Origin of the sequence: Undibacterium sp. Di27W, from assembly GCF_049340345.1 — a bacterium.
Lineage (GTDB): Bacteria > Pseudomonadota > Gammaproteobacteria > Burkholderiales > Burkholderiaceae_D > Undibacterium.
The window spans coordinates 24,362-47,220 of the sequence record NZ_JBMPOS010000005.1 but is presented as its reverse complement, the minus strand read 5'-3'; the positions used below and the strand labels follow the sequence as shown (position 1 = coordinate 47,220).

Annotated in this window: 21 protein-coding genes; 7 read left to right on the top strand and 14 right to left on the bottom strand. The window is 47.8% G+C overall.

The window, feature by feature from the left end; translation table 11 throughout:
- Window positions 1–11: 11 nt before the first annotated feature.
- From ACO0LF_RS11685 to fliF, 3 genes are read right to left on the bottom strand one after another with little or no spacing between them, the layout of a single operon-like run.
- The gene (locus tag ACO0LF_RS11685; RefSeq protein ID WP_423014264.1) at window positions 12–686 is read right to left on the bottom strand and encodes a flagellar assembly protein FliH; all 675 of its coding nucleotides are present in this window, start codon (window positions 684–686) and stop codon (window positions 12–14) included.
- A complete protein-coding gene (fliG, locus tag ACO0LF_RS11680; protein WP_423003733.1) occupies window positions 679–1,674 on the bottom strand; it encodes a flagellar motor switch protein FliG in 996 nt (331 codons plus the stop codon). The genes ACO0LF_RS11685 and fliG overlap by 8 nt, the downstream gene beginning before the upstream one ends.
- Window positions 1,667–3,361: a flagellar basal-body MS-ring/collar protein FliF gene (gene fliF, locus ACO0LF_RS11675; protein WP_423014263.1), complete on the bottom strand. Its 1,695-nt coding sequence runs from the start codon at window positions 3,359–3,361 to the stop codon at window positions 1,667–1,669. The genes fliG and fliF overlap by 8 nt, the downstream gene beginning before the upstream one ends.
- Before the next feature lie 202 nt (window positions 3,362–3,563).
- On the opposite strand from fliF, the gene fliE reads away from it, so the two are divergent.
- Complete coding sequence (fliE, locus tag ACO0LF_RS11670) at window positions 3,564–3,914, top strand: flagellar hook-basal body complex protein FliE (protein WP_423014262.1); 351 nt, start codon at window positions 3,564–3,566, stop codon at window positions 3,912–3,914.
- An 80-nt stretch (window positions 3,915–3,994) separates the two neighbouring features.
- On the opposite strand, the gene ACO0LF_RS11665 is transcribed toward fliE, so the two are convergent.
- The 8 genes from ACO0LF_RS11665 to ACO0LF_RS11630 all read right to left on the bottom strand — a co-directional run bounded on the left by ACO0LF_RS11665 (window position 3,995) and on the right by ACO0LF_RS11630 (window position 11,752).
- On the bottom strand, window positions 3,995–4,756 hold the full coding sequence (locus ACO0LF_RS11665) for a flagellar brake protein (RefSeq protein WP_423014261.1): 762 nt from the start codon (window positions 4,754–4,756) through the stop codon (window positions 3,995–3,997).
- Window positions 4,757–4,788: 32 nt separating this feature from the next.
- On the bottom strand, window positions 4,789–5,106 hold the full coding sequence (locus ACO0LF_RS11660; protein ID WP_423014260.1) for an EscU/YscU/HrcU family type III secretion system export apparatus switch protein: 318 nt from the start codon (window positions 5,104–5,106) through the stop codon (window positions 4,789–4,791).
- Window positions 5,093–6,475, bottom strand: a complete 1,383-nt coding sequence (locus ACO0LF_RS11655) for a flagellar hook-length control protein FliK (protein ID WP_423014259.1) — start codon at window positions 6,473–6,475, stop codon at window positions 5,093–5,095. The genes ACO0LF_RS11660 and ACO0LF_RS11655 overlap by 14 nt, the downstream gene beginning before the upstream one ends.
- Window positions 6,476–6,480: 5 nt before the next feature.
- Window positions 6,481–6,759: a flagellar protein FliT gene (locus ACO0LF_RS11650; protein ID WP_423014258.1), complete on the bottom strand. Its 279-nt coding sequence runs from the start codon at window positions 6,757–6,759 to the stop codon at window positions 6,481–6,483.
- Window positions 6,760–6,822: 63 nt separating this feature from the next.
- Window positions 6,823–7,293 (bottom strand): flagellar export chaperone FliS, encoded by a 471-nt coding sequence (fliS, locus tag ACO0LF_RS11645; protein WP_423014257.1) that lies wholly within the window; start codon window positions 7,291–7,293, stop codon window positions 6,823–6,825.
- A 55-nt stretch (window positions 7,294–7,348) separates the two neighbouring features.
- On the bottom strand, window positions 7,349–9,358 hold the full coding sequence (gene fliD / locus ACO0LF_RS11640) for a flagellar filament capping protein FliD (RefSeq protein WP_423014256.1): 2,010 nt from the start codon (window positions 9,356–9,358) through the stop codon (window positions 7,349–7,351).
- Window positions 9,359–9,465: 107 nt separating this feature from the next.
- Window positions 9,466–9,843 carry a flagellar protein FlaG gene (locus ACO0LF_RS11635; RefSeq protein ID WP_423014255.1) on the bottom strand — a complete coding sequence of 126 codons (378 nt, stop codon included), beginning with the start codon at window positions 9,841–9,843 and terminating at the stop codon, window positions 9,466–9,468.
- An 88-nt stretch (window positions 9,844–9,931) separates the two neighbouring features.
- Window positions 9,932–11,752 (bottom strand): flagellin, encoded by a 1,821-nt coding sequence (locus ACO0LF_RS11630; protein WP_423014254.1) that lies wholly within the window; start codon window positions 11,750–11,752, stop codon window positions 9,932–9,934.
- A gap of 336 nt (window positions 11,753–12,088) precedes the next feature.
- On the opposite strand from ACO0LF_RS11630, the gene ACO0LF_RS11625 reads away from it, so the two are divergent.
- The 4 genes from ACO0LF_RS11625 (at window position 12,089) to ACO0LF_RS11610 (ending at window position 17,652) form a co-directional block, all read left to right on the top strand.
- Complete coding sequence (locus ACO0LF_RS11625) at window positions 12,089–14,683, top strand: tetratricopeptide repeat protein (RefSeq protein ID WP_423014253.1); 2,595 nt, start codon at window positions 12,089–12,091, stop codon at window positions 14,681–14,683.
- A gap of 51 nt (window positions 14,684–14,734) precedes the next feature.
- Window positions 14,735–15,853 (top strand): DegT/DnrJ/EryC1/StrS family aminotransferase, encoded by a 1,119-nt coding sequence (locus ACO0LF_RS11620; RefSeq protein ID WP_423014252.1) that lies wholly within the window; start codon window positions 14,735–14,737, stop codon window positions 15,851–15,853.
- Window positions 15,854–15,914: 61 nt separating this feature from the next.
- The gene (locus tag ACO0LF_RS11615) at window positions 15,915–16,676 is read left to right on the top strand and encodes a WbqC family protein (RefSeq protein WP_423014251.1); all 762 of its coding nucleotides are present in this window, start codon (window positions 15,915–15,917) and stop codon (window positions 16,674–16,676) included.
- 13 nt (window positions 16,677–16,689) lie between these two features.
- Window positions 16,690–17,652: a hypothetical protein gene (locus tag ACO0LF_RS11610; RefSeq protein ID WP_423014250.1), complete on the top strand. Its 963-nt coding sequence runs from the start codon at window positions 16,690–16,692 to the stop codon at window positions 17,650–17,652.
- Here ACO0LF_RS11610 and ACO0LF_RS11605 read toward each other — a convergent pair.
- Genes ACO0LF_RS11605 through ACO0LF_RS11595 form a run of 3 tightly spaced genes read right to left on the bottom strand, consistent with a single transcriptional unit; the run spans window position 17,641 to window position 20,433 of the window.
- Window positions 17,641–18,750, bottom strand: coding sequence for an FkbM family methyltransferase (locus ACO0LF_RS11605; RefSeq protein WP_423014249.1), 1,110 nt, complete (start codon window positions 18,748–18,750; stop codon window positions 17,641–17,643). The genes ACO0LF_RS11610 and ACO0LF_RS11605 overlap by 12 nt on opposite strands.
- On the bottom strand, window positions 18,747–19,703 hold the full coding sequence (locus tag ACO0LF_RS11600; protein ID WP_423014248.1) for a hypothetical protein: 957 nt from the start codon (window positions 19,701–19,703) through the stop codon (window positions 18,747–18,749). The genes ACO0LF_RS11605 and ACO0LF_RS11600 overlap by 4 nt, the downstream gene beginning before the upstream one ends.
- Before the next feature lie 4 nt (window positions 19,704–19,707).
- Complete coding sequence (locus ACO0LF_RS11595) at window positions 19,708–20,433, bottom strand: transferase (RefSeq protein ID WP_423014247.1); 726 nt, start codon at window positions 20,431–20,433, stop codon at window positions 19,708–19,710.
- 285 nt (window positions 20,434–20,718) lie between these two features.
- Here ACO0LF_RS11595 and ACO0LF_RS11590 point away from each other — a divergent pair, with 285 nt between their 5' ends.
- Window positions 20,719–21,735: a class I SAM-dependent methyltransferase gene (locus ACO0LF_RS11590; protein ID WP_423014246.1), complete on the top strand. Its 1,017-nt coding sequence runs from the start codon at window positions 20,719–20,721 to the stop codon at window positions 21,733–21,735.
- 13 nt (window positions 21,736–21,748) lie between these two features.
- Complete coding sequence (locus ACO0LF_RS11585; protein ID WP_423014245.1) at window positions 21,749–22,834, top strand: class I SAM-dependent methyltransferase; 1,086 nt, start codon at window positions 21,749–21,751, stop codon at window positions 22,832–22,834.
- The last annotated feature ends 25 nt before the right edge of the window (window positions 22,835–22,859 follow it).

Below are 22,859 nucleotides of genomic sequence, written 5' to 3'. Positions count from 1 at the left end.
CCTGATGCAGCTTATTTAGGAGGGCTGATTTGCATGCTGTCGAGCAGCTTGTGCCAGCGTGTTGAGTAACTGGCATCCACCAGGTTGTGCAAGGTCTCAAGCTTGCAGCCGCCGCGCTCCATATGAGCATCCACGACGATGCGCCAGCCATCTTCACTCAGGGTTTCGCCCAATTGGTCTTTGACTATCGTTGCGTCCTCAGGGTTGAGGTGTATCTGGGCAGGCTGTTGTACGCTGGCCAATTGCGCGATGGCATCTTCTACTATCGGTAATATGACGCTGGGGTCGGTATCAAGTTTAGCTTTCAACATGGTTTGCGCCAAATCCAGGGCCAACTGCATTAGCTCATTGCCCATGTGCTGGGATGCAGAATGCAATTGTTCGGAAAAGGCCTGCGCCAGTTGCTGCAGTGACTGGATTTCAGTGTGCACTTGTTCCATGGTCTCTGCATAGGCAGTTTCCTGGCCATCTTTGAGCCCACGCTCATAGGCTTCTTTATAGCCAGCGGCAAAGCCTTCCTGCTTGGCAGCTTCCCTGGCTCTTTCCGCTTCCGCGCGTTGCTGGCTCGCGAGCTGGGCGTTGACAGCCTTGACTTCTTCCACTTGCGCAGGGCGATTGTCACCAAAAGATGCCATTTCCCATCTTTGGAATGCTGTCATATCACCAGAGCGCACAGGATTAGACATAGGCATCCTCGCCTTTTGCACCTAGCATGATCTGACCTTCGTCGGCGAGACGCCTGACGATGAGCAAGATTTGTTTTTGCTGTGCTTCAACTTCAGAAAGGCGTACCGGACCTTTGGATTCCAGGTCTTCGCGCATCATTTCTGCGGCACGCTGCGACATGTTCTTGAAGATTTTTTCACGCATATCCTGGTTCGCACCTTTCAGGGCGACGATCAGGGAATCGGATTGCACTTCCCTGAGCAATAGTTGTATGCCCTTGTCATCAATTTCCAGGATGTTATCAAAGACAAACATTTCATCCATGATTTTCTCTGCCATATCGCCGTCGTACTTGCGTAAATTGTCCATGACCGACGCTTCATTTTCACCGCTCATGAAGTTCAATATCTCTGCTGCTGCGCGCACGCCGCCTATGGATTTTTTCTTCAGGCTTTCATTGCCGGTCAGCAGTTTAGTCAGCACGTCGTTCAATTCGCGCAAGGCTGTAGGCTGGATACCGTCAAGGGTAGCGATACGCAAGACGATGTCATTACGCAGGCGCTCGGTAAATTGATTCAGAATTTCGCAAGCCTGATCACTTTCCAGGTGGACCAGAATGGTAGCAATAATTTGCGGATGCTCGTTCTTGATCAGTTCAGCGACTGAGGGAGAATCCATCCACTTCAGGCTTTCTATGCCGCTCGCGTCCTTGCCGCCCAGAATGCGGTTCAACAGTGAAGCAGCCTTGTCGTCACCCAGCGCCTTTGTCAGCACATTGCGGATGTACTCGTCTGAATCCAGCCCAACGGAGGAGCTGAGATCCGCCGCTGACTTGAATTCATCCAGGACTTTGGCGATAGCTTCATGCGGAATGGCGCCGATCGCTGCCATGGCAGCACCAATCTTTTGCACTTCGCGTGGGCCAAGATATTTCATGACCTCGGCGGCTGCATCTTCACCCATTGCCAACATCAGGGTGGCGGCTTTTTGAACTCCATCTTCACTCATTGCTGACCCATGCCTTTACGACGTTAGCTACAATACGGGGATCGTCTTTTGCCAATTGTTTTGCCATTTCCAAGTTCATTTCATAGGTGGAACCATGTCTGGTATTTTGCAATTCTGCTTCTTTCGACAAGTTCACAATGGCAGCTTCTTCTTCCTCTTTTTCTGCTTCTTCCTGGGCGCGTTTTTCAGCTTCGATTGCTTCCAGGGTTTCTTTGTCCTTGCCCATCATCTTAAGTAACATGGGTTTCAGGAAGCCAAAAAACAAGTAGGCAATGACAATGGCAACTCCTATGTATTTGGCGATTTCCTTAGCCATTTGCAATACATCGGGCTGTTTCCACAGTGGTAAATCTACTATAGGCTCTTTTTCAGGGCTGGCAAAGGGGCTGTTGACGACGTTCAATGTGTCGCCCCGGTCTTTGTTGAAGCCCATTGCCTCCCTGGTCAGATCGGTGATCTGGGTTTTTTCTATATCTGTCAGAGGGCGTGTTGAGGTTTTGCCATTTTTATCTGTTTCTGTCTTGTAATTGATGACGACAGCGACTGAGAGACGTTTCACGCCACCCATGGGTTGCTGGGTATAACGTATGGTTTTGTCGACTTCAAAATTCATGGTCGAGTCTTTTTGCATCAGTCCTGCATTGGATGCTGCCGTACCTTGGGTATTGGCAGCGCCGCTGGCGACGATGGGCGCAGTTGCTGGCACTGGCGGTTGATTACTCAATGCACCAGGTATGCCAGATGGGTTGCCAGCTTTATTATAGGATTCGCTGGTTTGCTGACTGCGTATGGCAGATGCTTCAGGTGGTGAGTTCGGTTTATAGCTTTCTGCCGCTTGCTCGGTGCGGGAAAAATCGATATCGGCAGTCGCCTCGGCCCTGACATTATTGGGGCCTACGATAGGCGAGATAATCGACTCTATGCGCTTGATGATGTTTTGCTGGTATTCCTGCACATACTTGAGCTGGGACGGATCCAGGCCATTATTGGCCATCTGTTTGCTGGGATCAGACAGCAAATTACCATTCTGATCAACGATGGTGACATTTTTTGCTGATAATTCGGGAACGCTGCTGGCTACCAGGTGAATGATTGCGCTGACTTGTTGTTGATCCAATATGCGGCTAGGGTAGAGGTTCAATAAGACCGAGGCCGTCGGTTTTTGCTGGTCGCGGATAAATACTTGTGATTTTGGGATAGCCAGATGGACGCGGGCGGTTTGAACGGCAGACACAGCTTGTATCGAACGTGCCAGTTCACCTTCCAGTGCACGCTGGAAATTGACTTGTTCCAGAAATTGAGAAATTCCCAATTTTTGATTTTCCATGAGTTCAAAGCCTACATTACCCCCTTTGGGTAAGCCCTGTGCTGCCAGCTTCAGGCGCACATCATGCACTTGATTGGCAGGCACCAGGATGGCGTTGCCCCCGTCTGAATATTTGTAAGGAATGTTTAATTGTTGCAATGAGGCAACAATAGCGCCGCCATCCCTGTCATTAAAGTTGGAAAACAAGACTTTGTAATCTGGTTGTTGGCTCCATAGCCATACACCTATCATGATGGCGACCGTGATGGCGGCACCGACGGATAACATGATGTTGCGTGTCACTGGCGTTTGCGGCAAACCAAACAAGCCCGGGAGTGCCGGGCCAGGTGGGGCAATTGCTGTATTTTCTGCGGTTGCCATAGCTCACCTTGTGCGAAGTAATGTGTCAGTGGATTGCATGCTTGCTGTTCCAGATATGGTTTTTTCCTTGATAGCGATTGTCCACTGAATTGCTTAAATCAAACCCGGGAAAAACGAGGCCTTTACTGCTCTTTTCCAAGCTCACATTTGCTTTTCAACTGTTAATGTAGCAATTGTAAAAGTCCACTATAGAGGTGATGTAATGAAAATGGGCGGCATAGACGCAAGTCGCATTGAGGCCATGGTTGCGCAGCTAAAAGCAACTGCGGCCAAAATGGAGGCGAATACTGGCCTGGGTGTCAATCAGACAGAGAGCCCAGCCCCGGGCAGACTGGACTTTTCAGAAGCCTTGAAGGCATCTTTGGAAAGCGTGAATCAGGCGCAAGTCAGTTCACAGCAACTGGGGCAAAAATTTGCCATGGGCGACGACAAGGTCAGCTTGTCTGATGTCATGATCTCCATGCAGAAAGCCAATATCTCTTTTCAGACGACGGTGCAAGTCAGAAACAAGCTGGTATCAGCCTATCATGACATCATGAATATGCAGATATGATCTTTTGCAGTTTGCAAAGATGAGTATTGACAGTAACTAATAGCCCGGCTATCCATAGCCGGGCTTATTGTGTCTTCTGTTTAGCGTATGCCAGTCAGCTTGGCATTGCGCTCGCGTTCGAGTTTCATGATATAGCGTTGTATGCTGGCCAGCACACCATTGGACATATTGATGAACTGACAGCCAAGGCGGCGATTTGACTTGCCGTTCAATAAAATCAAATCCTGGGAATTCCTTACCTGCAAAACGAGATCCACCAGGCCTATCGTGGGTAATTCCAGTTTGCAATGCTCATAGATGATGCCTATGGTGCTATCCAGGACTTTTCTTTCATCCAGAATGGCGATGCCGCCGCAACTGATATCGACCAGTGCCAGTTTTAATGTCTCTTGCCTGTCGTCCATTTGCACAGGAATCAGCGCGCGTATGGGGTTCGATAGTGGCGTATTGATACGGTAATATTCGCGCCTTTGCAGGCGTATCATATTCGTGGGTATCGTGAGCTGCAGGGCAGGTCGGTCTTCAAAGATGATACGTTCCAGATTTGATGCTGAAAACTGTATACTGATTTTATCCAGCAAGCCCTCAAAAGAGACACGCGGTGCCTCGACTATGCGCTGATTTGCCAATTGGCCAGGTGCACTATCGATGATCACCAGGTTGCTGTTGTCATCGACATCAAGTATGGACGTGATAAAGACTTCCGATCCATTATTGATCAACATGCTGATGAGTTGCTTGCTATCTTTCAGGCCACGCAATAAACCGATGATCTCCCGGCGGGAGTCAACTTGAAAAGGGCTCTGGTTTTCGGTCCCCAGACTCGGAGGTGTGGATGGCATATTTTTATAGTCGCATTCAAAAAGTGGGGCTGTTAAATTTGTTTTTGCCCTGAATTCTCCGAAATCGTCTCAGACTTTTCCGTATCAATATGGTAAAGCCAAGCGAGTAGTTCTGCAACTGCGCGATACAAAGCCGGAGGAATATCCCGGTCAAGATCCACTTTCATGAGTAAAGATACCAATTCTTTCGATTGATGTACATGCACTCCATGTTCTTTGGCCCTGGCAATGATTTCTTCTGCAATCAAACCTTTGCCCTTGGCAACCACTTTGGGCGCAGCATCGCCAGTCTGATACGCCAGTGCAACAGCATTTTGTACAGGCTTGACCGGAGGGTCAGGTGCGCTCATTTTTATTTACCACAAAAGACATCAGCGGCGAGCCAGCCATTTGCATGGCAGCAGCTAGTTCACTTGCATGCTCCTTCAGGGTGGAGACAGTTGCACTCTGCTCGGCTCGCAAGGACAGGCCTAAATTTGTTGATTGCAAATTGATGGTTGCTGTGATTTGCCCCAAATTTGGCAGATCAAAACGGACTACCGATTGCCAGGTCGTGTCTTCTATTGCTTCTTGCTGAGCATGCTTGCCTGGCATTTCTTTTTTTATTTCCCATTCAATTTTTTGTCCGGGGAACAGCTCTCCTTGCCATCGTACAATATTTTGTTCCAGAACATTTAATTGCTGATGAATTATTTGTCCCATTTCCTTGCTAACCGTGTTCAGTGTGCTACCCGTTGCGTTGCTGGATGTGCTGATTGTATCAATTTGGGATTGCGGTTCGGCCTTAATGTCGGCAATGGGGCGTTTGCCTTGTGCCCATTCTGCAACATGCGATTCATAAAACAAGCCACTGGTGCTGATTTGGTGCTGCAATTTGGATGCAGTTGCAGGGGTATCCTTTAATTCCGTAGCTGTGGTCAGTAAAGGTACAGAACTGGCAAGGCTGGGTTTTTCAGACGGATGTGGCGCTGACTGCAAAATTTGTGTAATGAATTTGCCTGTACTGCTGAGAGAGGTCGGTGCGCTGCTTAAGTGTGAGGGGAGGGTATCGACAATATCGTGAGCCAGTGTATTGATATCACTTGCATTGGTGCCGATGATACTGGTCTTTGTATTGATTTCAAGCGATTTTGATGTTGTGGCTTGCTGCGGCGCGGTGTTTCCAGGATTGACTCCTGGTTCTTCGGCTATCTTTGCGCCAAGCTCGTGTATTGATAATTTGACGATACTTGCCGTATCAACTCTGACATTCGGTTCGGGAGTGTTATTTGGGATGACATTTTGGGTGACACCTGATGTAGTGCGACCTGGCGCTTCTAACTCCTGGGCAGGAACACCGAGGTAATTGCTTGTATTGGTCGTTGCGCGCTTGTCCGGGCTGGACGCGTAATTTTGCGGCAGGGGTGTCGGAAAATGAACATCGCCATCATGTTCCAGCAAGAAGGTTGGGCGGGGTTCTGTGGCAATCAGGCGCAGAGGAATCTGGTCGCCGGTTTTGCTACCTTCTGGCAACATCATTTTGGCCGTAATGCCAGCCACTCTGACAGTAAAACTGCCGTCCACCAACTTCGAAAGAATTTCCCCTTTTAACAATTGCCCAGTTACAAGCTGGGCCAATTTGGGAGTGATGTCCTGCCTGGTCTCATTAATGCCAATTGCCGCAGTGGGTGCCTCTATATTGGCAATTGGCTTATTCAGAATATCAAGCTGGGTAGCCATGAGAATCAGGCCGGATTACCTGCACCATAAGCATTCGATAATTTCCTGCTGGTGCTGGAATTTTTCATCAAATCAGACAATTGCGCCATCCATGGCTCGGTGATGTCACGGATTTCTTTATCGTCTGCGAGTATCTGTTTGATGATGCGAATTTTTTTATCGCGCATATCAGCTGGCAGATCAAAGGGAATCTCACTTTCACGTATGGTTTGTACGTGACTTGAACAATCAGTCTCCAATTGTTCCAATAATTCCCAGTCGCGCGAGCGTGCAGCTTCCAGCATGTTGCTTGTTAACGTAGCAACATTTTCGTATAATGAGATCAGTTCCAGACTATTCATCTTGATTCAAGCCTCAACAAAGTTAGCAGGACGAGGTGACAAAGGGTCAATATTCATTTTTGGGGCTTCACTGACGATTTCTTTGTTAGGAGCAATGGCTTCCCAGGAAGTTTTTAAGTCTCGCAATAAATTCTGGACCTCTGTCAACATCACATCGCTGTTTTCCAGATTAGCCTGGAGTAATCTGGCAGTCATATATTCATAGAGTGAATCCAGGCTGAGTGCAATTTCGCCACCAGCTTTTTTATCCAGGCTGGCCCGCAAGCCATTTTCTATGATGGCAATGGCTTTTGATATGGCTTGTCCTTTGGACGCGACTTCTCCCGCCCCCAAGTGATGCACGGCATTTGAAATCGCGACTATGGCCCCGTCAAACAGCATGACAATTAACTTGTGTGGACTGGCGGCGACTACGCCAGTCTCAATGCCAACTTTTGCATAGGCATTTGCGCCGCGTGCTTGTGAAGAGCCAAACATAATCTCGTTTCCTTATATTCTTTTGCTTGCTGAACAAATTACTCAATAACTTGAGTTACCTGCTACCAGTCAATGCTGACAACTGTTGAGTCAAAAAGGTGCTGGTATTGTTGAGGCTGCTGACGATACTATCCAGGGCAGTAAACTGCGCCCTGTAGCGTGCTTCCACATCAAATAAGCGGCTGTTCAAGGTATCTCGCTGCTTGCCTATGTCTTTGATGCTGGCAGTAACACCAGAACTGGTACTGGTGATAGTGCCTGAGCTGCCGGTGAAACCGCTCACCAGACTGCTTAGCTGGGTTGCATAGCCAACAGAGAAATTGACTTTGCCCCGTGCTCCAATGGAGCCGCCGGCGATGAGTAATTTAAGTCCTTCGGCGGTGCTGCCTGCTGCGCCAGTCAGTGTCTGTCCATTGCCAGTGCCTGCAATGCCATTCAAAGTACCGGCCACATCTTTGCCCGCACTTCCTGTAGTTACCGTACCAGTCAGCGACGCAACGCCAGTGCCGGTTTTGTCAGCGATATTGATGGCAGAGGTGGAGCCATATTTATTGGACTCCAAAACCAGTGCGCCACCGACTATGCTTGCTTTTGCAGTTGCGCCTACAGCCGTAAAGGCTGAGGTGCTATTGATAGACGATTGTATCAGCGTTGCCAGGTCTGCAGAGCTATAGCTGCCAGCTGCGAGGCTGACATCCGCAGTCACACCATCCAGGGTGACGCTAATTTTAGTGCTGGGGTCTATGGTGGTGGAGACGGGCAGGGTCAGATCGCCAGTCAGGCTGGATTTGGTGGCGATTTGAGTAATGGCCAGATCATAACTGCCAGCTTTGGTGGCAGAAGATGAACCGGTAATGCTGGCCAGACTATCGGTAGCTGAGCCTAATGAGGCAAACAAGCCGCCGACATCGCTAAATTTAGTCGCCAGAGCAGTGGATAACTTGGAGGCATCCAGTGAAATGGAGCCGTCCTTCTGAAAGCTGACCCCTATCTGTGATAAAGTCGTCAAGCCACCACCCAAACCATTGACAGACGAGGACAAAGTTTTCCTGATCTGGTTTTGCACGCTTTGTGTTGTTGAGTCACCTAATAATAAACCTGCTTTATTGGTATTGGGATCATAGGCAGTCAGGCTTTTTATCGTTGTATTGAGGTCATTGTAAGCTTTGACAAAACTATTCACGCCCGCCGTGATGCCTGTTGTGTTCGGTGAAACAGAAATAGAGGTGGTACCTACTTTGGATACCGTCAGTGAAACACCCTGAATAGCACCCGTTACTGTATTGGAAGCGCTGGAAATGGCGATACCATTTACTGTCAGGCTAGCGTTTTGCGCTGTACTGACTTCAGTAAAATTTTGAGTGCCAGTTGGATCATAAGCCAACAAAGAGGTGACAGCGGCATCTTCACCAGAAGAAGTGATTTTCAGGCTGGATGCAGCCCCGGTTTTGCTTGAATTTAATACCAGATGGTAAGGGGTGGCACTGCCATCACCGACTATGGATGCGGAAACACCCACATTGGCGGCATTGATAGCGTCACGTATCCCTTGCAGGGAATTATTACTGCTATTGATCTTGACTGTGCCTACGGTTTGATTCGCATCTTGCGCGAATGTGGTTCCGCCGGGATAAGTGCCTGCAACGGCAGTTCCGGTAATTGTGCCAAAAGCAAAACTGATGGTGGTTTCTGTTCCTGCGCCAATAGCGTTGGTAGAGCTGGCTTGACCAACGCTGGATATCCCTTGCGCTTGAGCCAATTTGCTTACGGCAACACTATAGCTACCGGCAGTTGCTGCACTATTGGCAGTCGCAAATGCAATGGTGGAGTCGCCAGCACTGGCATTCAATGATTGAAAGGTAGTGGGGTTGTTCAGTGATGTTAGTGCATTTTGGAATGCACTAACGGCACCGTTCAAGGTTCCGTAAGCGGATAGTTTGGCCTGGTAGCTCGCTTCTTTCTTTGCCAACGTCGTCAATGGCTGGCTCTCCACCTGCATCAGCTTGGAGACGATGTCGTTCACATTAAGATTTGAACCGATGCCTGTTGATTGAATTCCTGCCACGTGATTCCCCTTTTGTTGGAAGTACTTTACTTTATTAACGGCAAGGGTAAATCAGACTTTAGAAGGGAATTTACCTGCTTGTTTTCAATATAGACATAAATTTCATCTTAGGCAGTCTGTTTTATCAGTAAACCTTGCAATTTATCCAGAGACTTTGCAATCTCTAATGCTTCTTGGGTAGGAATTTGCCTGATGACTTGTTTGGTTTGCTGGTCAACGATCTTGACCACGACTTCTTTAGCATCGTTGTCTACGCTAAATTCCAGATTTTGTGAACTCAATTGAAGAGACTTGTTGATTTCCGCAACCGCCTTGTTGACATCGTCGGCTGAGGCTGGCTTCGGACTCTGGCCAGTAGCTGTCACAGGGTTGGCAGTCTGCAGCGGCGCAGCGCTTTGCACTATCTGAGGGATGGGGGCTGTACCGCTCACTCTATCTGAAACAGGTGCTCCTGACGATGAACTGGTAATCGATAGGACGTCCATGATGTTTCCTTAAAGTAAAATTCCCCTGATCATAAATTTGACCAGGGGACCACTCATTTTCAATGAAAGACTAATCTAGTCTCATTGATTAGCCACGCAGCAGAGCCAATACACCTTGTGGCAACGCGTTCGCCTGAGCCAAGATTGCAGTACCAGCTTGTTGCAATACCTGGCCACGTGTCAATTGTGCTGTTTCTTGAGCAAAGTCAGCGTCACGGATACGGCTACGGGAAGCTGTCAAGTTTTCAGAAGTCGTATTCAAGCTGTTGACTGCTGAAGAGAAACGGTTTTGATAAGCACCCAGAGAAGCACGTGAACTATTGACAGAAGCCAAAGCTGCATCGATCGTTGTCAGAGCAGATGTTGCACCAGATGCTGTGGTCAGGTCGAGTGATGACAGGCCCGCACCAACTGTTGCTGTAGCTGCTGTTGCACCTGCAGTCAAGCCTGCGGCAGTAGCACCAGCACCTGCTACGGTAGTAGTACCTACTGTGAAGCCACTGTTCGCTGCAGTTGCTGTACCTTTAGTTGTGAAGGTATAGCCCGCATTTTGTGAACTTGTCAACGTAATCACGCCTGCGACATTGGCTGCAGTAACACCAGTTTGCCTGGTTTTTTGGTTGATCGCATCGCGGATCGCATCGCCTTGCAAGGTCGCAGTAGCACCACCAGTGATCGCACCGATATCGACGCCATTGATCTGGATGTCGCCAGCAGCGATGTTGGAGTTAGTACCAGTAATGGTCGCACCTGTTGTTGCCACACCTGCGCCACCATTTGCCAAAACGATACCGGCAGAGCTGCTGGATGACAGCTTGACCGTACCAGCAGTAGTTGTTGTTGCAGCTGCAGTACCGATCGCTGTTGCTGCACCAGTAGTAGCGCTACCCAGACCAGTTACTGTTGCTGCCAAGCCGGAAGAAGCATCTGTTTTGGATACAGTGATGTTTCTGCCATCAGCAGCATTCAGGGCAACAGCGCCAGTGGTGGAGTCAAACGAAGCAGTAACGCCTGTTTGAGAGCTTTTTGCATTGATGGCGGCAGTCACTTGAGCACCACGTTCAGCGGCACTACCAGCAGCTGCCAGGGCACCAATGTCAACACCGTTGATCAAGACGTCGCCAGAGGCGATTGCTGTGGCAAAGCCAGTTGCAGCAGTACCGCTGGTTGTGGTTGCCTGAGCAGTGGCTGTTACACCAGTGGTGCCATTCGCAGCATTGATGGCTGCTGCTTTGGCAATCGCGCTACCTTTGCTGTCTGCATAAGATACGCCGTCACTGGTGGTCGCGCCAATATTGAAGCCATTGATGACCAGGTCACCAGACTGGAAGCCGCCTACACCATTTACACCGCCAGAAACACTAGTGGAGTAGCTGGAGCTAGCACCAACACCCAGGCTGGAAGACTTGGCACTGGCGATGGAAGAGATGGAAATTTGATCGTTCGATGTTGCATTTGCGCCAACTTGGAAAGTTTGTGCTGTGAAGCTACCGTCCAGCAGATTAACGCCGTTAAAGTTGGAAGAGCTGGCAACACGGTTGATCTCAGAGATCAGTTGTGAAGCTTCGTTGTTCAGAGCGGCACGGTCACTGGCACTATTGGAGCCGTTGGCTGCTTGTACTGCCAGATCACGGATACGTTGCAAGTTGGAGCCGATTTGTGTCAAATCACCCTCAGCGGTTTGCGCCAGAGAGATACCGTCATTCGCATTACGAACAGCTTGATTCAAGCCGCCGATCTGAGAAGTCAAACGTTCAGAAATCGCCAAACCCGCAGCATCGTCTTTTGCACTATTGATGCGCAGACCAGAAGACAGGCGTTGCAAAGAAGTGTTCAGGGAAGACTGTGAAGTAGTCAGATTGCGTTGTGCATTCAAAGACGCAATATTGGTATTAATAAATGAAGCCATGTTAGTTCTCCTTACCCAAGTTATGTAAATATGGCCGGTGGCCTTAAACTTTGGTCTGTTTTACCAGGATATTGGACCGCCGTTGCAATCAGGTATCGGACGCTTATTTCAAAAGTTTAATGGGTTGCTCAAAGTAAATATTTTATTTTCGGGGTAAAGTTGCTCTCAATGTTCCGCTAAACGACAGCATTTCAAAATACTTGAGACCATTTATAGGTTTATTTTCGGCTTTAAGTTAACATTTTTTTGCTATTGTCGACCGTGAAAAGTCCTCTTTTTTAAGACAATCATTATTAGCAGGGCGCAGCGCCCGGCCCTTTTTATTAAGGTTTTGCTATGAGTCAACATGTTTCTCCCGCCAGCCTGGATGAAAAAAATGCCGAAATGACAGCGGGCGAGGCGCTTGAACAGGCCATCCAGCAGTTATTGCAACTGGCGCAAGCGGCAAATGCAGCCGGAAACCTGTCACATGCGATAGCGCATTACAAATTAATTTTAAAAAATGTCCCGGAGCGGCCCGATGCAAATTATGAATTGGGCAAGTTGCTGGCTTCCTCAGGTTCGGCTGATGAATCATTGATCTACCTTGAAACCGCAATTCAGGGCGACCCACAGCGCGCAGAGTATTGGGATATATACATAGAAGTACTAAATTTACTTGGCGATGCAGAAATAGTACGCCAGGCGATGGACTTGCGTGCTTCAGTCTTTCAAAGCAGCCAGATGACTGAGTCTGACAATGTGCAGCCCGAATCTGAATTGACAGCAACTGAAAATCCGGTGCCTGCCAAAGCGAGTTCAGCAAAGCATATTGTGGGTAGCGCAACAGAGCTAAATAAATTATCTTTATTGTATGAACAAGCCAATTTCAAGGAAGTAGAGCGGCTTGCGCGCAAACTGATACAGAAAAATGCCCGCAATGGCATAGCATGGCGATTTTTAGGTCTGGTTCTGTTGAACTCAGTTCGCCTGGAAGAGGCAGCACAAGCCATGTGGAAATCTCTCGAATTATTGCCAGATGATGCAGTGGCCCACTTTAACTATGCACTGGTGTCTGTAAAAAACAAGAAACTGGATATTGCGGAGGCGCATTACAGGAAAGCCCTGGATCTCGATAATAAGATGCTGGCCGCTTACAATAATCTGGCAAATCTGCTGAGAGCTACAGGTAAATTGCCAGAAGCAGAAGCTTGTCTGCGCCAGCTATTGACGCTGGCGCCGGATTTTGCCGTTGCCAGTTTCAATTTGGTGGGGATATTAAGGGAAAGAAAAATGCTCCCCCAAGCCTTGAAATTAGCGCAGCAAGCCCTGGAAAAATTTCCTGCCATGGCTGAGGCACATCATGCGCTTGGATCAGTCTTGTCATTGATGGACAGGGATGATGAAGCCTTGCCTTACTTGCAGCGCGCTATAGAGTTAAATCCTAAATTAGCCGAGGTCTATAACAATATAGGGATTATTTATCTGGATAAAAAAGACTTCATTACAGCACGGCTTTATTTTGAAAAGGCGCTGGAAAACGATGCGAAATTAAGCAATGCTCACCGTTGCCTGGGGCAGATATGCATTTCCCTGGATTCTGATATTGACATGGCAGAGCAACATTTTCGCCGCGCTATCCAATTTGGAAAGAATGAAACCGAGGCAAATACCTGCCTCTTGTTTTGTTTAAGTGAGACCGGAAAACTGGATTCCCAGGAGCTGTTTCAAGAACATTTGAATTACAGTGCAAGATATGAGCTGCCTTTAATTACGCACTGGCCCATACATCAGAATAGCAAAGTAAAAGACCGTGTTTTGCGGATTGGCTTTGTGTCCGGTGATTTTCATAATCACGCAGTGGCAACGTTTGCGATTCCTGTGCTTGATTCTTTGTCACGTATCACTACGCTTGAATTGTATGCCTACGATAACAATAAATTAGAAGACGAAGTCACGGCTGAAATCCGTACTTATTTCAAGCATTGGCGAAAAATTAATGGGAGCGACGACGCGGAGGTAGTTCAGCAAATTTTGACAGATCAGGTAGACATTCTCTGCGATCTGTCGGGGCATACCGCAAAAAACCGGCTCATGGTGTTTGCTCATAAGCCTGCTCCCATACAGTTCAGCTGGATCGGTTATCCAGGAACAACGGGTTTGCAAGCCATGGATTATTTTATTGGCGACCCGTTTTATTTGCCACGAGGACAATTTGATCATTTATTTACTGAGAAAATTGCCAGTTTGCCTTGTGCCGCCCCATTTTTGCCCAGCCCATTGGCACCGGCAGTAGAAGCATTGCCAGTATTAAGCAAGGGCTATATCAATTTCGGCAGCTTCAACCGCTTGAGTAAAGTCAATGCAGTGACCATACGAGCATGGTCGCAATTATTGAATGAGGTCAAGGATTCAAGAATTTTGATGGGCGCCATGCCGTCTGGTTTTGATAAGTCAACGCTGGCTGCGACTTTTGCTGCAAATGGGATATCTCCCGAGCGCATCAGTTATTATGGGAGAACCAAGGTAGAAGATTATCTGGCTCTCTATAATAAGATAGATATTTGCCTGGATTCATTTCCATTTAATGGTGGTACAACGACACATCATGGCCTGTGGATGGGCGTACCAACTTTATCGATCGATGGAAGCTTGCTTGCATCCAGAAGTGCGGCAGCAATTTTGGGACAGGTCGGCATGCAAGATTTTCTGGCGCGTGACCTTGATGATTTTGTTGTAAGAGGTAAATACTGGTGTGACAATCTGGAAAGATTGTCTGAAGTCAGGATGACTTTGAGATCCATTTGTGAAAACTCCATCAAATGCAAGCCAGAATTAATTGCTGATGCATTGAATCTGGCTATGCGAAAAATGTGGAGTATCTGGTGTGATGGCAGAGGGCCTGAAGCATTCTCCATAGATAAGTTTCAACTTAAAGTTTCAAATTCGTAAGAATGAATTAAAAGTGTAATGTGGTTCTGATGCATCCTCCTGGAAAAGAATATGAAAAAAGCGGACGGCAATTCATCTATCTATGTCACTCAGCCAGTGCTGCCGCCTCTGGAAGAGTTCATGCCTTATCTGGAAAAGATCTGGGCGAATAAAATTTTGACGAATAGCGGTCCATTTCATCATGAGCTGGAGCAGGCACTGTGCGAATACCTGGGGGTTAAGCATCTTTGCTTGTTTGCCAATGCCACCATCGCCTTGATCACGGCTCTGCAATCCTTGCGTATCAATGGTGAGGTGATTACCACCCCATATTCTTTTGTCGCGACTGCACATTCGCTTTTATGGAATGGTATCAAACCAGTATTTGTTGACATTGATCCCGTCACCTTCAATCTGGATGCAGATAAAATCGAAGCGGCCATCACACCACAAACCTCAGCCATCATGCCCGTGCATTGCTATGGCCGGCCTTGTGATGTCGACCGTATACAAAAAATCGCTGACAATTATGGACTAAAGCTGATCTACGATGCTGCGCATGCCTTTGGCGTGCAATACCATGGCAATAGCTTGCTTAATTTTGGTGATTTGTCCATATTGAGTTTCCATGCGACCAAGGTTTTCAATACTTTTGAGGGGGGCGCAATTGTCTGCCCTGATGCCAAAACCAAACAGCATATAGATCATCTCAAAAACTTCGGATTTGTTGATGAAGTGACTGTAGTTGCACCGGGCATCAATGGAAAAATGAGTGAATTCAATGCTGCCCTGGGTTTGCTGCAACTCAAGGGCATAGATGCTGTGCTGGACGCACGCCAGAAAATCGCTACACAGTATCGCTTCAGACTGGAAAATGTCACTGGCATCACTTGCGTCAGCGATATTGCCGACAGCAAGCCCAATCACTCCTATTTCCCTATCCTGGTGGAAGCTGATTATGTCATGTCGCGCGATGCCTTGTTCCAGAAACTGCGTGAACATGAGATTTATGCTCGCCGCTATTTCTATCCATTGATCAGTGATTTCCCCATGTATCGCGGCCTGCCTTCAGCTTCACATCAGAATCTGCCCGTCGCCAGAGAAATTGCCAGCAAGGTGATTTGCCTGCCTATCTATCCAGATTTGAGTGAGGCAGATGTGGAAAGAATTGCTGATCTGATCGCTCATTGAGACTGGTTTGAAGCGATAGCATATAGGTGGCCGACGCGAAGAAAATATTCTGGAAAAAGAAATGCTGGCGACAAGTTTATCAAATTTCAATAACAACACCGAGCACCTGCCTGAACCAGTGCAGAAGAAGGCTGCAATCATGCAGCCCTATTTTTTCCCCTATATCGCTTACTTTCAGTTGATCTCGGCAGTCGATGTATTTGTTATTTACGATAACATTAAATACACAAAAAAAGGCTGGATCAACCGGAATCGTATTTTGCAGGAGGGCAGGGATCAATTAATTTCCTTGCCCCTGAAAAATGCGTCTGATTCTTTAGATGTCGTCGAGCGTGCGCTAGCGGATAGTTTCGATGCAAAAAAAATGCTGAATCAAATCAGGGCTGCTTATTTGCATGCGCCTTACTTTGCCCAGGTTTATCCCTTGCTGGAATCGATATTGAATAATCCAGAGCGCAATTTATTTGAATTTTTACATCAATCAGTCGTGAAAATTTGCGCTTACCTGAATATCTCGACAAATATCATCATTTCCTCCAGCCTGGCTATCGATCATGAATTAAAGGGCCAGGACAAAGTGCTGGCGATATGCCAGGTGCTTGGCGCAAGCGACTACGTCAATGCGATTGGTGGGCAGGATTTGTATTCCAGAGAGGATTTTTCATCTTGCAATATTGCCTTGCATTTTATTCAGTCAGAATTACGCATATATAAGCAATTTGGCGCAGAATTCGTGCCCTGGTTGTCTATCATAGATCTCATGATGTTCAATTCTGACGATGACATCAGTGATTACCTGAAAAACGGCTACACCTTGCTATGAAAGCTGCGATTGCATGATGAAATGGGAAAAACTGGGGCAAATTTTTGATCCTGCCGGGCATCAACTGCCAAATGACTGCCAGTCATTTGCGCAAGCACCGCAAGTGCTATTGTTTGACACTTTTGCCCGCATTTATTTTTCTACACGCAGCCTGGATGCCAGCAATGGCAAATACCTGAGCCATATCGCCTACGTGGATATGGCATTGAATTTCAAGGACATTCTTGCAGTTTCCAGGCACGAAGTGATTTCATTGGGAAAGCCTGGCTGTTTTGACGAACATGGTATTTTCCCTTTGAATGTCATGCGTCATGCTGGTCAGATCTACGGCTATATAGGTGGTGTCAACCGGCGTAGTTCCGTCCCGGTAGATAGCGCCATAGGTATAGCGCTTAGTCATGATGAGGGCAAGACCTTCCAGCGCCTGGGGGATGGCCCGGTATTATCAGCTTCATTGCATGAACCCTGCCTGATTGCCGACCCCTTTGTGCAAGTGTATGACGGACGTTTTCATATGTGGTATATCTTTGGCAAAGGCTGGCAGCATTTTGATGCGCAAGCCGAGCATGACAGGGTGTACAAGATAGGCCATGCAATTTCTGCAGATGGCATAGACTGGAAAAAGAATGATGGGCAAGAGATTATCGCATCCAGACTAGGTCCAGATGAATGCCAGGCACTGCCAACGGTCATTAATATAGCTGGCGTATTCCATATGTTTTTTTGTTATCGCGAGGCCAATGATTTTCGTCATAATCGCGAACGCTCTTATCGCATTGATCATGCCATCTCTACAGATTTGCAGAACTGGCAACGGGATGATAATGAACTGAGTCTGGGTTTATCTGATGCTGGCTGGGATTCGGGCATGACTTGCTACCCGCATGTGTTTGCCTGCCAGGGCCAGATTTACATGCTGTATAACGGCAATGAATTTGGCCGCCATGGCTTTGGATTAGCCAGATTACTGATGTAGATCAAAAATCCCATACATGATCAACATCATGGACATGTAATTGCGCTGCCGCAGATATAGTTTCATGTCAGGCGCAATCTCCTTGAGCAAGATGGGCAGGCGGTAAAAATCTTCTTTCTTGTGTAACCGGACGACGATATTTGGCCTGTACTTATTAATGCTCAGGCGTGCGCCGCTCAAGGCATTGTATTCTGCACCATTAATATCGAGTTTGATGAGGCTGACAGCGCTGCCTGATTGCTGCAATATCGCATCTATCGTGTCTACCTGGATTTCGCTAGTTCCAGTCTCACTGATCTCATTGTCGATGTGCATGGCTTTCGTAGTGAAGCGCAATACGGTTTTCTCATGCCAGGCACCGACCTTAATGGCCATGACTCTGGGAATATTCAGGTCTGCTACAGTCTGTTGTAATTCCTGGAAATTCTTGTCACCCGGTTCCAGCGATATGATTTTGTCGTAAGCGCCATGTTTGATCTGCTGAAATTCCTTGATGGTGTCACCGGTGAATCCACCTACATCGAGAAAGCTTTCATGATCGCCAGGTGAAAATTCCGAGCTGGGGAAATAAAGATTATCCAGCCTGACACAGGGTGCAATATGAGCCAGATTTTCACTTAGCTTGGTGTTGATCGCTGCGACATAGGTTTGCCGGGATAATTCATCTTCAAACAAACCATATGCCTGATCAAAATTACTGCTATTTTGTATGAGAAATTGCCTTTCCATGAAAGCGTGAGGCATGTTCAAATAGTCAGGGATATCAATGACGTGGACATCACTGGCACCGAGTCGCCTGAGTTTTTCAAGCATGGGGGGGTAATTGGTGATGCCGATAATGACGTGGCAGTCTCCTAATTGAGCTGTGTAATCCTCAGTGCTGACAACGGGTAGATCGGTAAATGCCTGTTGCGCCAGATATTCTGCGTCCACCATTGCCGCCTGGATTTTGATGCCATTCAGTTCCAGAAAACGTTTCAATACATAGGCGTAGACACCTGCGCCATAGATGATGATGGGTTTGCTGCTGGTTTTCAACTGGGCCAGTAATATTCTTTGCTGATTTGGTTCATCCAGCAATTGCTCAACGATAGTCATTGTTCCTCTTCCGAAATCAGTTCTGCAACACCAAAGCCTTCCTTGCCAAAGGAATTGCCGCAATAGAACATGAAAATGCGACCATCAATTTCCTTGATGTTCGGGTAGCAAATCATTTGTGCATCCCAGCCGCTGTCCGAGGTGGATATGCCGGCTTGTGCATCGTCTCTTATCCAGGTTTTCAGATCGCTCGATGAGGCATAACCAATGCGGTACGCGCCACCCGAAGTGGAGGGGTGACGCCAGGCGAAAACGGCATGCCATTTGCCATTCAGGAAAAAGGGCGAAAAAATATCCTGGCATTCATCTTCACTGAGGCGTGGAACCACTGGCTGGCCATCATGCTGCCAGTTGATACCATCTGAGGAAGTTGCCAGGGCTACCTGGTAAACGGGTTCATGCTTTCCTTCTGCAAATAACCATTTTTTACCGCTCAGATACCACATATACCATGCATCACCGACTTTCAAGACACTGGGGCCGGTGACAAAATAGGCTTCTTTCAGGCTTAATCCCAGAACGGGGCCCTGGCCCAGTTTGGCAAAGTTGCTGCCACCATCTGTACTGATCGCCAGTCCGACGGCCAGGGTGTAAGGGACAGACGCCATCCTGGTCCAACCAGTGTAATAGGCATGAATGTTATCACCCGTCTCAATAAAACTGCTGGGCATGATGCCAAATTCGTCGAATGCACCAGAGCCACCCAGGGGGAGCAAAGGGGATTCTGCAATTGCCACGACTTTTGACAAGTCATGGCGGTCGAGGTCGATATAGCCCGGATAAGACACATATTTCAGCTCAGAATCAGGTTTGGGTCGGGATGCAATAAAAACCCGGACGGTGCTTTCATTCAGAATGAATGCGGTCGGGCATTGTGCATATTCCTGCATCCACGGGCGAGGCTGGCTGGTGCAGGGATTGAATATCTGACCCAGTTTTTTCCATTTCAGCATGCCATTATTCCTTTTTTTGCCCGCTGCCCATGGCTGGCAAAGAAGTCATTCTGAGGAAGGTAGGACTGTCCAGCCTGAATTTCTCTGTCCCTGCGGCGATGAATACACTTTTGTCTGAGGTGTTTTTTAATATCAGGCTTGCTCCGCCCAGCAGGTTATCGGCACCAACCGTGATTTCACCGCCCAAAGTCGCGTTCAGACCGACGAAGCAGCGCTCTCCCAGAGTTGTGCTGCCGCCTATGGTGACACCGGCGGCAATCCAGCAATCGTCCTTGATGGTGGAGTGATGACCTATCAACGCGTTATTCCAGATGAAGACATTATTGCCTATGCTGGCACACGGCTGTATGCCTACACCGTCAAGAATGACGCAATTTTCACCTATATTCAGCCACTGTCCATGGTCTGCTTTGGGGCTGACATAACTGACCAGGTGATAACCCCGGGCTTTAGCCTCAGCACATTTCTGAAGACGGCTGGCATTCAGATTTTGATAGCCCATGGCGATGATCATGTCTACCGATTCTGGTGGATATGTTTTTTCCAGGTCTTCAAATGCGATCACGGGCAAGCCTTGATGTGTGCCCTCGTCTATAGTTGCCTGGTCCAGCCATTGTCTGTCGCAGGTAAATGCCAGGACCTGGAAGCTCTGATCACGCACTATATGTTGATAGACAACATCGGAAATTTTTCCTAAACCAAAAATCACTATGGGTTTCATGTTTTTCATGTGAGGGCCTGCTTGTCTTCAGATCGATTTCGAGAGATTTTCTCACTATACTGTATATGCTTTTTATTATCTTTTGATTGCATAAAAGAATGATTTGAAACCGTGCTATTTTTTGCTCAGGCTGGTCATTTCCATCGAAATCGTTGTTATAAAACATCTGGAAGGGCTTGCTGCGCTTCATTATGAGAAATAAGTGGGTCTTTCCCTTGAATTCGGGGCTAAGAAATTGCTTAAATGCACATACACTATGGCATAAACCTATTTAACACGATACCTGGAGCGAACATGCGTTTTGGCGAAGAGAATTTCTATGTAGATCCCATCACACTGGAACCCCTGGTTTTGTCAAATGAGGTTAAGGACGAGGCTGGAATAGTGTCGGGCACACTGAGTAGCGCATCGGGCAATCGTTTTGAGATCGTCAAAGGCGTTCCCAATTTTGTTTACCCCTTTGAATTGCCTGTGGCAGATCAAAAAGCCTTGCAACAATATGAAGACAGGGCAGACGCCTATGACCGGTTTTTGCCTTTGACTTTCAGTACCTATGGTGAGGACGAGCAAGTGGTCCGCAATGCCATGGTCGACAAGCTCAATCTCACTCCTGGCAGCATCGTGCTGGAAACTGGCGCAGGGACCGGACGTGATTCAGAGATCATTGCCAAAAGGCTGGGGCCGGACGGCAAATTGTATGTTCAGGACCTGTCGCCCTCATTCTTGAACAAGAATCTGGAGCGCATGCATGGCGTGGATACCCATGTCGAACCTGCGCTCGCCAATGGTTATTATCTGCCGTTTGCTGATAACAGTTTTGATGCCTGTTTCCATTTTGGTGGCATCAATGCATTTGGCGATATTAAGCGGGCCTTTTCTGAAATGGCCAGGGTCACCAAACCGGGTGGCAAAGTAGTGGTTGGTGATGAAAGCATGCCGCCATGGTTAAGAGAAACCGAGTTCGGCAAGATATTGATGAATTCGAATCCTGAATTTGTCTACACACTGCCACTGGACAAGTTACCCTTCGAAGCGCGCAAAACCCGTCTGGAATGGATCATAGGTGGGGTATTTTATTTGATCGACTTTGTCGTGGGCGAAGGTGAACCAGGCGCTGACCTTGATTTCGACATCCCTGGCGCACGTGGCGGTACCCACAGAACCCGTCTGTATGGGCAACTCGAAGGCGTCAGCCCCGAAGCCAAGCGCATGGCCTACGAGGCGCGCGCAAAAACTGGCAAAAGCATGCATCAGTGGCTGGATGAAGTAGTGCGCGAAGCAGCCCAACGTGACATGGGTCAGAAAGACTGAACGGACCTCGGCCATGGACAATGCTAAACAAGGCGATGTGACGCTGATCTTCCCGGCAGTAGACCAGTCGGCACTGGATTATCTGACTGCAGCGCAGCACCGTGCAGAAAGCACCTTATGTGCAGCCTCAGTAAAGAGTGATCTGCTGGCCAGCAATGGTGCTGAGGTATTGCATTTACCCTCAATTTACGCTGAAGACTTTAGTCATCACTTCCTGGATTTGCTGCAAACTCATACTGTGCGGCGATTGTACAGTCCGGTGTCCAGTGTCTATGATTTCATGCAGCGATTTATCAATACGCATCAACTGCAAATAGAAATGGTAGGGCAGTCACCAATACGGCAGCAAGTGCAGCAGCATCGGCAATTGATGGCGCGCGCTACGCGCTTATTGGCCTTTGTCGAATTGTGTACCGCTGGAAAACAGGCTTTATCTTTAATCGAAGTGGCTGGGGTATTACGGCAGGTCAGCTTGATTTATGGCGAATCCAATGACGACAAGCTCGCTGCACTGATGGGGATTGCCTCTACCGTTGTACCAGGAGACGTTATAGAGATAGGTTCCCTGATGGGCCGTTCTGCTTTTGTCTTGTCTTATCTGGCAATGAAATACAATATAGGTCCACTCTTGACTGTGGACCCCTGGGGACGGGAGCAGGCTATACAAACCGACTCGACTACTTCATTCCAGGCCCTGGTAGATGACTGGGATTTCAAGGTCTTGAGTGAGGGATTTTATGTCAATATGGTGCCCTTCAATCGGGGCCAGCATGCGCATTTGCAATTGCCATCAGTCGCCGCGTTTACAGAATATGCAAACAAGAGAGATTTTGCGTCGCCATCCAGCGATGCCGTCAATTTCTCTGGAAAAATTTCACTGATACATATAGACGGTAACCATGATTTTGCGCGAGTGCAAGAAGATTGCGCGCACTGGCTAACTTTATTAAAACCAGGCGCATGGCTGATACTTGATGATTACATCTGGGCACATGGTGATGGCCCGTATCGTATTGGCAACCAGTTATTGGTGGATAGGGCAAAGGATATTGCTTTGTCTTTCGTTTGTGGCAAGGCCTTATTTGTACAATTTAATTAATACCCTCCGTTGTATTAAATTTGCA

Excerpts from the sequence above, each read along its gene's own strand:
- ACO0LF_RS11685 (WP_423014264.1), bottom strand. The coding sequence starts at position 686 with ATGTCTAATCCTGTGCGCTCTGGTGATATGACAGCATTCCAAAGATGG.
- fliG (WP_423003733.1), bottom strand. The coding sequence starts at position 1,674 with ATGAGTGAAGATGGAGTTCAAAAAGCCGCCACCCTGATGTTGGCAATG.
- fliF (WP_423014263.1), bottom strand. The coding sequence starts at position 3,361 with ATGGCAACCGCAGAAAATACAGCAATTGCCCCACCTGGCCCGGCACTC.
- fliE (WP_423014262.1), top strand. The coding sequence starts at position 3,564 with ATGAAAATGGGCGGCATAGACGCAAGTCGCATTGAGGCCATGGTTGCG.
- ACO0LF_RS11665 (WP_423014261.1), bottom strand. The coding sequence starts at position 4,756 with ATGCCATCCACACCTCCGAGTCTGGGGACCGAAAACCAGAGCCCTTTT.
- ACO0LF_RS11660 (WP_423014260.1), bottom strand. The coding sequence starts at position 5,106 with ATGAGCGCACCTGACCCTCCGGTCAAGCCTGTACAAAATGCTGTTGCA.
- ACO0LF_RS11655 (WP_423014259.1), bottom strand. The coding sequence starts at position 6,475 with ATGGCTACCCAGCTTGATATTCTGAATAAGCCAATTGCCAATATAGAG.
- ACO0LF_RS11650 (WP_423014258.1), bottom strand. The coding sequence starts at position 6,759 with ATGCTGGAAGCTGCACGCTCGCGCGACTGGGAATTATTGGAACAATTG.
- fliS (WP_423014257.1), bottom strand. The coding sequence starts at position 7,293 with ATGTTTGGCTCTTCACAAGCACGCGGCGCAAATGCCTATGCAAAAGTT.
- ACO0LF_RS11635 (WP_423014255.1), bottom strand. The coding sequence starts at position 9,843 with ATGGACGTCCTATCGATTACCAGTTCATCGTCAGGAGCACCTGTTTCA.
- ACO0LF_RS11630 (WP_423014254.1), bottom strand. The coding sequence starts at position 11,752 with ATGGCTTCATTTATTAATACCAATATTGCGTCTTTGAATGCACAACGC.
- ACO0LF_RS11625 (WP_423014253.1), top strand. The coding sequence starts at position 12,089 with ATGAGTCAACATGTTTCTCCCGCCAGCCTGGATGAAAAAAATGCCGAA.
- ACO0LF_RS11620 (WP_423014252.1), top strand. The coding sequence starts at position 14,735 with ATGAAAAAAGCGGACGGCAATTCATCTATCTATGTCACTCAGCCAGTG.
- ACO0LF_RS11615 (WP_423014251.1), top strand. The coding sequence starts at position 15,915 with ATGCTGGCGACAAGTTTATCAAATTTCAATAACAACACCGAGCACCTG.
- ACO0LF_RS11610 (WP_423014250.1), top strand. The coding sequence starts at position 16,690 with ATGATGAAATGGGAAAAACTGGGGCAAATTTTTGATCCTGCCGGGCAT.
- ACO0LF_RS11605 (WP_423014249.1), bottom strand. The coding sequence starts at position 18,750 with ATGACTATCGTTGAGCAATTGCTGGATGAACCAAATCAGCAAAGAATA.
- ACO0LF_RS11600 (WP_423014248.1), bottom strand. The coding sequence starts at position 19,703 with ATGCTGAAATGGAAAAAACTGGGTCAGATATTCAATCCCTGCACCAGC.
- ACO0LF_RS11595 (WP_423014247.1), bottom strand. The coding sequence starts at position 20,433 with ATGAAAAACATGAAACCCATAGTGATTTTTGGTTTAGGAAAAATTTCC.
- ACO0LF_RS11590 (WP_423014246.1), top strand. The coding sequence starts at position 20,719 with ATGCGTTTTGGCGAAGAGAATTTCTATGTAGATCCCATCACACTGGAA.
- ACO0LF_RS11585 (WP_423014245.1), top strand. The coding sequence starts at position 21,749 with ATGGACAATGCTAAACAAGGCGATGTGACGCTGATCTTCCCGGCAGTA.